The following is a 12981-nucleotide window of genomic DNA, read 5'->3' on the forward strand; positions in this document are numbered from 1 at the left end:
TCCCGACCCGGGTGTCCAGGTCCCGGTGCCGGTACCCGTTGCGGCGGTTGACCCGGTCCTGGCTGCGCTGGCCCCACTCGGCGCCGCACACCGCGTCGGCATCCGCCGAGAGCAGCACGTCGATGAACGTGCTCAGCAGGTGACGCATCAGATCTGGGGAAGCCTGCTCCAGGTGCTCGTGCAAGAACCGGGCAGGGTCGATACTCGTCGGTGCGGTCATCGTGTTGCTCCACTTCGAGAGTGCTGTGAGAGGTTCACTCGAAGGGTCACGCGGTGACCGCGTCCTCGTCTACGACGACGCGCCCACCGGGCTACCGGTACACCACTCTGCTGGACTCAACTCCCCCACCCGGCACGGGCGCGCGCCTGGCTCGAGGGACTCCTTCCGGAGGGGCGCGCGCGCACCCACCAGGCCGTCGAGGTCGGGGTCGACCCGGAGGACACGCTGGGGTTCCTCGCCATCTACGGCCGCGACACCGCCGGAGCCCTGGTGCTCGTCCCGGCAGGGGAGACGTCGGTCGACCGCATCGGTCACCTCGAGACCGTCGACGACGAGGAGATCGCCCGCATGCTGCTCCGGGCTGCCGGGCGAGCGGGAGGGGCGAGCGGCCGTCGGGACTCACTCACCTCGCTCCCCGGCATGGAGCCGAAGATCGCGCTCGCCCTGGACCCGCAGGGGCGGTGGAACCGGTGCGTGGACGGGGCGCCGTCCACCCACATCCTCAAGCTGTCGCGCGAGGCCGGCAGCGCCACCGCTGACACGATCGACACCGAGGCGGCCGCGCTGGACCTGGCCCGGCGGATCGGCCTCACCACCGTCGACGCCCACGTGGCGACCTTCGGCGGCGTGCGGGCGATCGTCGTCAGCCGCTACGACCGGATCGCCTCTTCAGACGGGGTCACCGCGCGGCTCCACCAGGAGGACTGCGCCCAGGCGATGGGACTCGACACCCGCAATCCCGACAGGAAGTTCCAGTTCGGGCGCTCGCTGCCCTCGCTGCTCAGGATCGCGCAGCTGCTGCGTGAGGGCGCCTCGGAGCCGGACGAGCTGCTGCGCCTGACGACCTTCAACCTGGCCATCGGGAACACCGACGCCCACGCCAAGAACATCTCCCTGCTGCACCCGGACGACGGCACGGTGTCGCTGGCACCGGCCTACGACGTCGCGATGCACCTGCACGCGGACGTGCCCGGCGAGAGCGCCATGGACATCGCCGGCCGACGCGCCATGCGCGACGTCACCGGACCCGACCTGCTTCAGGAAGCCATGAGCTGGGGCATGCCTGCGCGTCGCGCCGAACGCGTCGTCGCGGCCACCCTCGACGAGCTGCGCACCGCGCTGGAGGAGATCGACCGCGACCGGCACCCCGGCGTCCGCGATCTGGCGTGGCGCACCGTCGAGAAGCGCACGCAGCAGCTCGCGGACCAGCTCGCACCCGTGCAGCGTGCTGCGCGTCCCCAGGGGCGCGCGCACGCGACGCAGCCGCGCCGACCGAAGGGCAGCCCGCGCGGCGGGCAGTTCGGCACGATGCATCGCTCCGAGCCCGACCCTGAGCCGTGACGGTACGGGCGGCGAGGAGTTCGGCACCGCGATCTCCGCCGACGGCAGTCCCGGACCATGCCCTTGTCGGCGCGCAGGGCCGCCACAGCTCGGCGAGGATCACGACGTAGTGCCGCCCGGCTCTTGCGCCTGCGCGATAGCCTGGGCGCGGATCGACAACCGAACACGCTGCTCGAGCCGTGGTGGGAGAGCTCCCGCCGCACCCACCGGCGCGACGCCGTAGGAGCAACCCTCCCCGGGAAACTCTCAGGCCCCCGCACCGCCACGGCGAGGCGACTCTGGAAAGCGGCCGCCCGTCCCCGACGGGCCGGCCCACCGACGGTGCAAGCCGGCGCGTCCCGCACGACGGACCGGCGAAGCTCTCAGGTCGTGCGCCCGCAGGCGCGCCGATGACAGAGCGGGGAGCCCCCTGCCCGTCCCGGCCTGCCCGGACGACCCCGTGGAGCCCCCGTGACCGACCAGCTCGAGCGCACCCTGCCCGCCGGCGCCACCGGCACGTCCGGTACCGACGCCCCCGTCATTGCGACGCACGGCGACGAGTGGTCGCCGGCCGCCACCATCTTCGCCGACCGGCACGTCGGCCCGCGCGGTACCGAGGCCGAGCACATGCTGTCCGCGCTCGGCTACGCGGACCTCGACGCCTTCGTCGACGCCGCGGTCCCCGCCGCCATCCGCTCGGAGCGCCCCCTCGACCTGCCGGCCGCGCGCTCGGAGGAGGAGGTCCTGGCGGCCCTGCGCGGCATCGCCGACCGCAACCGCGTGCTCACCTCCATGATCGGCCAGGGCTACAGCGGCACCATCACGCCGCCGGTCATCCGCCGCAACCTGCTCGAGTCGCCGGCCTGGTACACCGCCTACACGCCCTACCAGCCGGAGATCTCCCAGGGCCGGCTCGAGGCGCTGCTCACCTTCCAGACCGTGGTCTCCGACCTCACCGGCCTGCCCACGGCCAACGCCTCCCTGCTCGACGAGGCCACCGCCGTCGCCGAGGCCGTCGCGCTCATGTGGCGCGCGCAGAAGAACGCTCCCGGCACGGTCGTGCTCGACGCGGACCTGTTCGGGCAGTCCCTCGCGGTGACCCTCGGGCGCGCGAACGCGATCGGCCTGCCGGTCGTCGTCGCGGACCTCACCCAGGGCCTGCCGGAGGTCGAGGGCAAGCTCCTCGGGGTCGTCGTGCAGCAGGTCGGGGCGTCCGGGCGGGCGCTGGACCTCGGTCCGGTCGTCTCCGCCGCGCACGAGCAGGGGGCGCTCGTCACCGTCGCCGCGGACCTGCTCGCGCTGACGCTGCTGCAGGCCCCCGGCGACCTCGGCGCCGACGTGGCCGTCGGGTCCGCGCAGCGCTTCGGCGTGCCGCTGTTCGGGGGCGGCCCGCACGCGGCCTTCGTCGCCGTCCGGGCCGGGCTGGAGCGCACGCTGCCCGGGCGGCTCGTCGGCGTGAGCCTCGACGCGGACGGCGCGCCGGCCTACCGGCTCGCGCTGCAGACGCGCGAGCAGCACATCCGCCGCGAGAAGGCGACGAGCAACATCTGCACGGCCCAGGCGCTCCTGGCCGTCGTCGCCGCCATGTACGCCGTCCACCACGGGCCGGACGGGCTGCGCGCCATCGCCGAGCGGGTGCACGGCCGCGCCGTGTCCGTGGCCGACGCGCTGCGCGGGCACGGGCTGACGGTCGAGCACGCGGAGGTCTTCGACACCGTGCGCGTCGTCGTGCCGGGGCGCGCCGGCGCGGTCCTCGCGGCTGCGGAGGCGCGGGGCATCAACCTCTGGGCGCCCGACGCGGACCACGTCCAGGTGGCCTGCGACGAGCGGACGACCGCCGACCACGTCGTGCAGGTCGTCGAGGCGTTCGCCGAGGCGGCGGTGCTGGGCGAGGCCGACGGCACCGACGGCGACGACGCCGTCGTCGCCACGACGCCCGGCGTCACGGTGCTCGACGCCGCCACGCCGCCCGCGCACCTGCTGCGCACGTCGGACTACCTCACGCACCCCGTCTTCCACCGCCACCGCTCGGAGACGGCGATGCTGCGCTTCCTGCGCCGGCTGTCGGACCTGGACCTGGCGCTCGACCGCACGATGATCCCGCTGGGCTCCTGCACCATGAAGCTCAACGCGACGGTGGAGATGGAGCCCATCTCCTGGCCGGGCTTCGCGGACGTGCACCCCTACGCCCCGGCCGACCAGACCCGCGGCTACGCGGAGCTCGTCGAGCAGCTCCAGGGCTGGCTGGCCGAGATCACGGGCTACGCGGCGGTGTCCGTGCAGCCCAACGCCGGCAGCCAGGGCGAGCTCGCGGGCCTGCTCGCGATCCACGCCTACCACCAGGCGAACCGCGCCGAGGGTGAGCCCGACCGCGACGTGTGCCTCATCCCCGCCTCCGCGCACGGCACGAACGCGGCGTCCGCGGCGCTCGCGGGCCTGCGCGTCGTCGTCGTCGCCACCGCGCCGGACGGGTCCGTCGACCTGGCCGACCTCGACGCGAAGCTCGAGCAGCACGGCCCGCGCGTCGCCGCGATCATGCTCACCTACCCCTCGACGCACGGCGTGTACGAGGAGCACGTGCGCGAGGTGACCGGCCGCGTCCACGCCGCGGGCGGCCAGGTGTACATCGACGGCGCGAACCTCAACGCCCTCGTCGGGCTGGCGCGCCCGGCCGAGCTGGGCGGCGACGTGTCCCACCTCAACCTGCACAAGACGTTCTGCATCCCGCACGGCGGGGGCGGGCCGGGCGTCGGGCCGGTCGCGGTCGCCGCGCACCTGGTGCCCTATCTGCCCGGGGACCCGACGCCGGAGCGCCTGCGCTCCCGTGCGCCGCACCCCGCGGCCGGCGGTGCGGCGGGCGGTGCGGCGGCGTCCGACGAGGTGCGGGCCGACGAGCGCGCGGGCCGTCCGGGGGCGGTGCTCGTCGCCCCCGGGGACGTCCCGCTGGCCGGCACGCCGGTGTCGGCGGCGCCGTGGGGGTCGGCCGGGATCCTGCCGATCTCCTGGGCGTACGTCGCGCTCATGGGGCCCGACGGCCTGCGGCGGGCGACCGAGACCGCAGTCCTGGCGGCGAACTACCTCGCCGTGCGGCTGCGCGACCACTTCCCGGTGCTCTACACCGGCCCGGGCGGGCACGTCGCGCACGAGTGCATCCTCGACCTGCGGCCGCTCACCGCCGAGACGGGCGTGACCGCCGAGGACGTGGCCAAGCGGCTCATGGACTACGGCTTCCACGCCCCGACGCTGTCGTTCCCCGTGCCGGGCACCCTCATGGTGGAGCCGACGGAGAGCGAGGACCTCGGCGAGCTCGACCGCTTCGTCGACGCCCTCGTCGCCATCCGCGGCGAGATCGACGCGGTGGCGCAGGGCCGCTGGCCGTTGGCCGACTCCCCGCTGCGCCGCGCGCCGCACACCGCCGCGAGCGTGTCCGCCGACGCGTGGGACCTGCCGTACGGCCGCGAGCTGGCGGCCTTCCCCGTGCCGGGGCTGCGGCGCGCGAAGTACTGGCCGCCGGTGCGACGCATCGACGGCGCCCGCGGGGACCGCACGCTCGTGTGCTCCTGCCCGCCGGTCAGCGCGTTCGACCAGGGGGACCGGGCGTGAGCGGGGACGTGACGGTGGGCACGACGACTGACGCGACGACGGGCACGCCGACCGGCACCACGACGGACTCGACGCGGCGGTCCCCGCTGCACGACGAGCACGTCGCCCTCGGCGGGACGCTCGTGCCGTTCGCCGGCTGGACGATGCCGCTGCGCTACACCTCGGACCTGGCGGAGCACACGGCCGTCCGGACCGCGGCGGGGCTGTTCGACCTGTCGCACATGGGCGAGATCGTCGTCGAGGGCCCGGGCGCCGGCGCGTTCCTCGACCGGGCGCTCGTCGGGGCGCTGTCGGCCCTGCGCGTGCTCGGCGCCCGCTACACGATGCTCTGCCGGGAGGACGGCGGGGTGCTCGACGACCTCGTCGTCTACCGCACGGGCGACGAGGCGTACCTCGTCGTCGCGAACGCGGCCAACCACGAGGTCGTCCTGGCGGCGCTGCGCGAGCGGGCGGCGGCCGCGGCGGGTGTCGTCGGCGAGGTGCGGGTCGAGGACCGGTCGGCGGCGACCGCGCTCGTCGCCGTGCAGGGTCCGCGGGCGCTGGACGTGCTCGTCGCTCTGCCGGGGCTCGTGCTGGCGGCGGGGCCGGACGGGTCGGTCACCGACCTGCCCACCGGGCTGGCGGTGCTGAAGTACTACGCCTGCCTGCCGGCAGCCGTCGACGGGCGGCCGGTGCTCCTCGCGCGGACCGGCTACACGGGGGAGGACGGGTTCGAGCTGTTCTGCGACGCGGCCGACGCCCCCGCGCTGTGGCGCGCGCTGCTGGCGGTCGGGACGCCGCTCGGCCTGGTACCCGCGGGCCTGGCCGCCCGGGACAGCCTGCGCCTCGAGGCCGGGATGCCGCTCTACGGGCACGAGCTGGACACCACGACGACGCCGTTCGAGGCCGGGCTGGGCCGCGTGGTCCGCCTGGACAAGGTCGACGCCGCCGGGGAGCCGGTGCCGTTCGTCGGGCGGGAGGCGTTGGCCGCCCGCGCCGGCTCGGCACCCGCGCGCGTGCTCGTCGGGCTGGAGGGCCTGGGCCGGCGGGCCGCCCGGGAGGGCTATCCGGTCCTGGCGTCCGCCGCCGCCGACGCGCCGCGCGTCGGCACGGTGACGTCCGGGGCGCCGTCGCCGACGCTGGGCCGGCCCGTCGCCATGGCCTACGTGACGCCGGAGCTGTCGGCGCCGGGGACGGAGCTGGCCGTCGACGTGCGCGGCCGCCCCGAGCCCGTGCGGGTCGTGGCGTTGCCGTTCTACCGCCGCGCGCGCTGACCCCTACCCCCTGGCGCGACCCCTGGCGCGACCCCCTAGCGTGACCCCCGACCGTCCCCACCCGGAGGAGACCCCATGACGTCGCCCGAGCTGCCCGCCGACCTGCACTACACCGCCGAGCACGAGTGGCTGCGCGACGGCGAGCCCGCCACGTTCGGCATCACCGCCGTGGCCGCCGACGCGCTCGGGGACGTCGTCTACCTCGAGCTGCCGGCCGTGGGCGACGAGGTCACGGCCGGCGCGGTCGTCGGCGAGATCGAGTCGACGAAGTCCGTCTCCGAGCTCTACTCCCCGGTGACCGGCACGGTCGTCGAGGTGAACACCGCGGCCGTCGACGACCCCTCCGTCGTCAACGCCGACCCGTACGGCGCCGGCTGGCTGCTCAAGGTCGACGTGACGGCTACCGGGTCGCTGCTCACCGCCGAGGAGTACGCGGCCGGCACCGCGGGCTGACCGCGGCTCCGCCGCACGACGACCGCCGTACGACGACGGCAGCCGCACGACGCCGGGACCCGGGAGGGTCCCGGCGTCGTCGTGTCCGCGCACGTATCAGGACGCTCCTCCGGCGTTCCTGCTGTGCCGAGGGGCGCGGAAAAGGTCGCGTCGTTCACCCAAACCGGTGAACGATGGGCTCCGAACCCCCCGTGTCAGAAGAAGTCGCGGAAACGGCGTCATAGGCGTGAGCGGGGCACCTCTCATGCACGACGCACACGGACGGACCCCTGCCGGGGGCCGTCGGAACCCGGAGGGCCCAGATGAGCACCATGGTCGAGATGCGCGAGCCGATGACGTCCCTCGTCACGCTGACACGTCGCGAGCGCGTCGTGCTGGCCGAGCTGGGTGAGGACGTGACGCTCGAGGAGATCGCCACGCGCCTGTTCGTCACCCGCAACACGGTGAAGAGCCAGGTCCGCAGCGTCTACAAGAAGATCGGCGTCTCCACGCGCCACGAGGCCGTGGCCTGGGCGATCGCCCACGGCATCCGCTGACGCACCCCGCAGGACCGCCGCCGGGCGGAGCAGGCAGCCCGGCTGGCAGGATCGGCGCATGACCGGCTCGCAGCCCACCCTCGTCGTGGCAGCCGCCCTCGTCGACGACCTCGACGCGCCCACCGTCCTGCTCAGCGCTCGTCGCCGCACGCCGGCCAGCCTCGCCGGCCGCTGGGAGTTCCCCGGCGGCAAGGTGGAGCCGGGCGAGACGCCGGAGGAGGCCCTCCACCGCGAGCTGCGCGAGGAGCTCGGCGTCGCCGTCGGGCTGGGGGACGAGGTCCCCGGGCCCGAGGACGGCGTCTGGCGCATCACCCCCACGCACGTGCTGCGGCTCTGGCTGGCCGAGGTGGTCAGCGGCGTGCCGGCCCCCCTCGTCGAGCACGACGAGCTGCGCTGGCTCCCGGCCGGGCAGTGGTTCGACGTGCCGTGGTTGGACGCCGACGTCCCCATCGTCACGGCCGTCGTCGCGCTGACCAGCGCGGACGCTGCCTGAGCTCGTCTCGTTCGTCCTGGGCGAACGAGGCCACGACCGCCCTCGAAGGGCTGGCACTCACGTGCGTCGAGTGCTATAACATCTCCCGTAGCCGCTGCGCGGTGACGCCGACCGCCACCGCGTGAGCGCCCCGGCGCCGGGAGGTCCGGCGCCGTCCCGAGGGAGGTGACGGCTGTGGCTACGCGACTCGACCCGTTCCAGGAGATGGACCGTCTGCTCGGCCAGATGTTCGCGGCCGACCGCGCGACGGCCAGCATGCCGATGGACCTGTACCGGTCCGGCGACCACTACGTCCTGCACGTCGACCTGCCGGGCGCGGACCCGGGGACGATCGACGTGAACGTCGAGGACCGCACCCTGACGATCCGCGCCCAGCGCACGCCGCGCACGGAGCAGGACGTCCAGTGGCTGGCCAAGGAGCGGCCCGTGGGCACCTACGCCCGGCAGCTCACCGTCGGCCGCGGGCTCGCGCTCGACCGGATCTCGGCCACCTACGCCGACGGCGTCCTCACGCTGACGATCCCCGTCGCCGAGGAGGCGAAGCCGCGGCGCATCGAGGTGCAGCACGGCGGCAGCGCCACCCAGATCGGCGCGTCGGAGCCGGCCAGCGCCTGATCCGGCTGCGTGATCCGGCTGCCGGTCGGCTGCGCCGGCACCGACAGCGAGAGCCCGGGACCGCGAGGGTCCCGGGCTCTCGCCGCGTGAGGCGTCAGCGTCAGGCGTCAGCCGTCAGGTGTCAGACCGTCAGGCGTCGGCCGTCACCGCGCGCCGCTCACGGACGGCCCGCGTCGCGGCGACGAGGTGCTCCAGCGAGGGCACGACCTCCTCGTAGCGGCGGGTCTTGAGGCCGCAGTCCGGGTTGACCCACACGCGCTGCGGGTCGATGGACCGCACCGCCTCCGTGAGCAGCTCCGTGACCTCCTCCGTGCTGGGCACGCGGGGGGAGTGGATGTCGTAGACGCCCGGGCCGATCTGGCGCTCGAAGCCCGAGGCGGCGACGTCCGCGAGGATCTCCATCTTGGAGCGCGCGGCCTCGATGCTCGTGACGTCCGCGTCGAGGCCGTCGATCGCGTCGATGACCTCGCCGAACTCCGAGTAGCACAGGTGCGTGTGGATCTGCGTCTCGTCGCGCACGCCGGCCGTGGCCAGACGGAAGGACCGCACCGACCAGGCGAGGTACGCGGCGTGGTCGGCCCGGCGCAGCGGCAGGAGCTCGCGCAGGGCGGGCTCGTCGACCTGGATGATGCCGATGCCGGCGGCCTCGAGGTCGGCGATCTCGTCGCGCAGGGCGAGGGCCACCTGGTCGGCCGTGTCGCCGAGCGGCTGGTCGTCGCGGACGAAGGACCAGGCGAGGATCGTCACCGGACCGGTGAGCATGCCCTTGACCGGCTTCGGCGTGAGCGACTGCGTGTAGGTCGACCAGCCGACGGTGATCGGCGCCGGGCGGGACACGTCGCCCCACAGCAGCGACGGGCGCGTGCAGCGCGAGCCGTAGGACTGCACCCAGCCGTTGGCGGTGACCGCGAACCCGTCGAGGTTCTCCGCGAAGTACTGGACCATGTCGTTGCGCTCGGGCTCGCCGTGGACGAGGACGTCGATGCCGACGTTCTCCTGCAGCTCGACGACACGGCGGATCTCCGCCTTCATCTCGTCCTCGTACTGCTCGGCCGTGAGCTCGCCCTTGCCGAAGGCGGCGCGCGCCTTGCGGATCTCCTGCGTCTGGGGGAAGGAGCCGATGGTCGTCGTCGGCAGCGGCGGCAGGGAGAAGCGGGCGGTCTGCGCGGGCTCGCGCTGGGCGTACGGGGTGCGCTCGGCGTCGGCGTCGGTGAGGGCGCCGGTGCGCTCGCGGACCTCGGGCCGCACGACACCGGGGGTCTGCGCGCGGGTCCGCAGGGCGTCGCCGGCCTCGAGGAGCTGCGCGTGCACGGCCTCGCGGCCCTCGACGAGCCCCTCGGCGAGCGTGACGACCTCGCCGACCTTCTGGTCGGCGAACGCGAGCCAGGACCGCAGGGTCGCGTCGAGCTGCGGCTCGTCGGCGACGTCGTGGGGGAGGTGGAACAGGCTGGTCGACGAGGCGACCGTGACGGCCCCGGCGCCGAGGCGCTCGAGCTGCTCGAGCTGGGTCAGCTTCGCGTCGAGGTCGGCACGCCACACGTTGTGGCCGTCGACGACGCCGGCGACGAGGGTCGTGCTCTCCAGGCCCGGCACGGCGGCCGCGGGCGCCGACCCCTTGACGAGGTCGATCGCGAGGGCCTCGACGGACGTGGCGGCCAGCACCGGCAGCGCGTCCTGCAGGTCGCCGTAGGGCGCGGCGACGAGCAGCGCCGGGCGCTCGGGCCGCGCGAGCTCGTCGGCCAGCACGGCGTAGGCGCGGGCCGTCGCCGCCAGGAGGGCGTCGTGGTCCGCGTCGACGGAGTCCGACACGAGGGTCGGCTCGTCGAGCTGCACCCACGTGGCGCCGGCGGCGGCCAGGCGGCGCAGCAGCTCGGCGTACACGGGCAGCAGGTCCTCGAGGCGGTCGAGCGGGACGAAGCCCTCAGGGCTCCCGGCGGCCGGCTTGGACAGCGCGAGGAACGTGACGGGCCCGACGAGCACGGGGCGCGTGAGGACCCCGTCGGCGAGGGCCTCGGCGAACTCCCGGACGGGCCGGTCGGACGCGAGGCGGAAGGTCGTGCCCGGGCCGATCTCGGGGACGAGGTAGTGGTAGTTCGAGTCGAACCACTTCGTCATCTCCAGCGGCAGGTCGTCCCCGCGGCCGCGTGCCACCGTGCTGTAGCCGGCGAGGTCGAGGCCGCCGTCGGCGTCGACGAGGTCCGCGAAGCGCTCGGGCACCGCCCCGGTGACGACCGCCGCGTCGAGCACGTGGTCGTAGAAGGAGAAGGCGCTGGGGATCGAGGCGTCGTCGGTGCCCAGGCCCAGCTCGGCCAGGCGGGTGCGGGTGCGGCGGCACAGGTCGGCGGCGACGGTATCGAGCTCGTCGGCGGTGCTGCGGCCGGCCCAGAAGGACTCCAGCGCGCGCTTGAGCTCGCGGCGCGGGCCGATGCGCGGGTACCCGAGGACGGTCGCGCGGGGGAACGGGACGGTGCTGGTCATGGTCCTGGCCTTCGGTCGGTCGGTCGTCAGGGCGGTACGTCGTGGAGGTGCGGGTCGTGGAGGTGCGGGTCGTGCAGGTCGTCGTGCGAGCGGTCGACGGCGGCGCGGTCAGCCGACGGCGGCGGGGACGCGGTCGCCGGCGGCGGGGGTGTCGCCGGGCGCTTCGCCGGGCGCTTCGTCGGGCGCGTCGTCGTGCGCGTGGCCGAGCAGGCCTGCGCGCTCGAGGGCGTCGAGCGGCCCCCGGTGCTGGTTGAACGTGTAGACGTGCACGCCGGGGGCGCCGGCGTCGAGGACGCCGCGCAGCAGCTCGGCGGTGGCGTCCACGCCGACCTCGTGCCGGTGCTCGGGGTCCTCGATGGCGTCGAGCCGCCCGACGAGCGCGGCCGGCGCCGGGACGCCCGTGAGCTGCTCGAGGCGGCGCAGGCGCCCGGGGTCGGTGAGCGGGATGACGCCCGGGATGATCGGGATGCGCACCCCGGCGGACCGCGCCTCCTCGACGAGGCCCGCGAAGTCGTCCGCCGTGTGCACGACCTGCGTGATGGCGAAGTCCGCACCCGCCTCCTGCTTCGCGAGCAGCGACTGGACGTCCTGCGCGCGGGTGCCGCCGGTGGCGTGGTTGCCCCGCGGGAACGCGGCGACGGCCAGCGACAGCGGGCGCACGGTGGCGCGCACGGCCTGCGCCGGGCTGACCGCGACGCGTTCGGCCTCGATGCGGCGCAGCAGCGCCACGAGGTCGGCGGCCGTGTCGACGCCGTCGGGGTGCGGCTGCCAGTCCTCGGCGTCGGCGGGCGGGTCCCCGCGCAGCGCCAGGAACGCGCGCACGCCCTCGTCGAGGAACTCGCGCACGACCTGGGACACCTCCTCGCGCGAGGTGCCCACGCAGGTGAGGTGGACGATCGCCGTCAGGGACGTCTCGCGCAGCAGCCGCCGCACCAGCGCCCGCGTCGTCTCCCGCGTGCGCCCCGAAGCGCCGTAGGTCACGGAGACGAAGTCGGGGCGGGCCGCCTCGAGCGCGCGCACGGTCTGCCACAGGCGGGGCTCGGCCGCGGGGGTGCGCGGCGGGAACAGCTCGAAGGAGAGCGTGGGGCGCTCGGTCACGGCGGGCAGGTGCTCGGGGCCCGGCGGGCACACGTCGGCGCCGCGGGGACAGCGAGGTCGGTCGGTCATCGTCCGGCTCCATCGGTCCTGGCGGAAGCACCCACACCCTCGGTGAGGAGGGCGGGTTGCTGCGGCGTCGCTGAGCCAGGTCTCTCGGCCGCTCTGGATGGTCGCGGTGAGGCTAGGGAAGGTCTCGCAGCGTGGGCAAGAACCGTCCACCAGCCGAGACGATCGGTCTCGTGGAGCCGGACGGACCGGGACGGACCGGTCGGCCTAGCGTCGCGTCACGACCGGGCAGGTCGCGAGGTGGTCGTCGACGAGCCCGCACGCCTGCATCGTCGCGTACATCGTCGTCGGCCCGACGAACCGGAAGCCGAGGCCCTTGAGCTCCTTCGCGAGGGCGGCGGACGCCGGGGTGCGGGCGGGTACGTCGGCCCAGCTGGTGGGCCGTGGCCGCGCACCGCCCTCGTCGTCCGCCGGCGCGTGGGACCAGACGACCTCGTCGAGCGACCGGCCCGCGTCCTGCAGCGCGACGACCGCCCGCGCGTTGGCGACCGTCGCCTCGATCTTCAGACGATTGCGGACGATGCCCGCGTCGGTGAGCAGCCGGGCGACGTCGGCCTCGTCGAACGCCGCCACCGCCGCGGGTTCGAAGTCCGCGAAGCCCCGGCGGAAGGCGGGCCGTTTGCGCAGCACGGTGATCCACGACAGCCCCGACTGGAAGCCCTCCAGCGCGATGCGCTCGAAGAGCGCCCGGTCCCCGTGGACGGGCACGCCCCACTCCGTGTCGTGGTACTCCTCGTAGAGCGGGTCGCCGTCGCCGAAGCAGCGGCCGGTCACCGCACCGGTCATCGCACCGGTCATCGCACCGGTCATCGCACCGGTCGTGTCGCTGGTCATGCCGGTGATCCT

General features: G+C 74.8%; 11 protein-coding genes, 1 pseudogene and 2 riboswitches. Of the genes and pseudogenes, 8 read left to right on the top strand and 4 right to left on the bottom strand.

The features are described from left to right. The coding region (locus tag BM048_RS07835) for a transposase (RefSeq protein WP_175499381.1) at positions 1-220 on the bottom strand (220 nt) is incomplete at its 3' end. 138 nt (positions 221-358) lie between these two features. Here BM048_RS07835 and BM048_RS19135 point away from each other — a divergent pair. From BM048_RS19135 to BM048_RS07870, 8 genes and pseudogenes are all read left to right on the top strand, one after another. Beyond that, positions 359-484: pseudogene (locus BM048_RS19135) on the top strand (HipA N-terminal domain-containing protein); the annotation flags it as partial. Between the two features lie 6 nt (positions 485-490). Then, entirely contained in the window at positions 491-1561 is a 1071-nt protein-coding gene (locus BM048_RS07840) for a HipA domain-containing protein (RefSeq protein WP_090032142.1), read from the top strand. A 173-nt stretch (positions 1562-1734) separates the two neighbouring features. After that, a riboswitch (glycine riboswitch) is annotated at positions 1735-1833 on the top strand. Positions 1834-2080: 247 nt separating this feature from the next. Then, entirely contained in the window at positions 2081-5143 is a 3063-nt protein-coding gene (gene gcvP / locus BM048_RS07845; RefSeq protein WP_090032450.1) for an aminomethyl-transferring glycine dehydrogenase, read from the top strand. A 14-nt stretch (positions 5144-5157) separates the two neighbouring features. After that, the gene (gene gcvT / locus BM048_RS07850; protein WP_090032451.1) at positions 5158-6396 is read left to right on the top strand and encodes a glycine cleavage system aminomethyltransferase GcvT; all 1239 of its coding nucleotides are present in this window, start codon (positions 5158-5160) and stop codon (positions 6394-6396) included. Between the two features lie 75 nt (positions 6397-6471). Continuing rightward, complete coding sequence (gene gcvH, locus BM048_RS07855) at positions 6472-6849, top strand: glycine cleavage system protein GcvH (RefSeq protein WP_090032144.1); 378 nt, start codon at positions 6472-6474, stop codon at positions 6847-6849. Positions 6850-7151: 302 nt separating this feature from the next. Further along, the gene (locus BM048_RS07860; RefSeq protein ID WP_090032146.1) at positions 7152-7385 is read left to right on the top strand and encodes a LuxR C-terminal-related transcriptional regulator; all 234 of its coding nucleotides are present in this window, start codon (positions 7152-7154) and stop codon (positions 7383-7385) included. 58 nt (positions 7386-7443) lie between these two features. Continuing rightward, a complete protein-coding gene (locus BM048_RS07865) occupies positions 7444-7878 on the top strand; it encodes a (deoxy)nucleoside triphosphate pyrophosphohydrolase (protein WP_090032148.1) in 435 nt (144 codons plus the stop codon). Positions 7879-8052: 174 nt separating this feature from the next. Then, on the top strand, positions 8053-8493 hold the full coding sequence (locus BM048_RS07870; protein WP_090032150.1) for an Hsp20/alpha crystallin family protein: 441 nt from the start codon (positions 8053-8055) through the stop codon (positions 8491-8493). Between the two features lie 129 nt (positions 8494-8622). On the opposite strand, the gene metE is transcribed toward BM048_RS07870, so the two are convergent. The 3 genes from metE to BM048_RS07885 form a co-directional block, all read right to left on the bottom strand. After that, a complete protein-coding gene (gene metE / locus BM048_RS07875; protein WP_090032151.1) occupies positions 8623-10971 on the bottom strand; it encodes a 5-methyltetrahydropteroyltriglutamate--homocysteine S-methyltransferase in 2349 nt (782 codons plus the stop codon). Positions 10972-11079: 108 nt separating this feature from the next. Continuing rightward, entirely contained in the window at positions 11080-12069 is a 990-nt protein-coding gene (locus tag BM048_RS07880) for a methylenetetrahydrofolate reductase (RefSeq protein ID WP_239078726.1), read from the bottom strand. A 62-nt stretch (positions 12070-12131) separates the two neighbouring features. Next, a riboswitch (SAM riboswitch) is annotated at positions 12132-12242 on the bottom strand. 100 nt (positions 12243-12342) lie between these two features. Beyond that, on the bottom strand, positions 12343-12933 hold the full coding sequence (locus BM048_RS07885) for a DNA-3-methyladenine glycosylase I (RefSeq protein WP_175499410.1): 591 nt from the start codon (positions 12931-12933) through the stop codon (positions 12343-12345). Between the last annotated feature and the right edge of the window lie 48 nt (positions 12934-12981).

The sequence above is a fragment of the Cellulomonas marina genome (assembly GCF_900111925.1).
GTDB lineage: Bacteria > Actinomycetota > Actinomycetes > Actinomycetales > Cellulomonadaceae > Cellulomonas > Cellulomonas marina.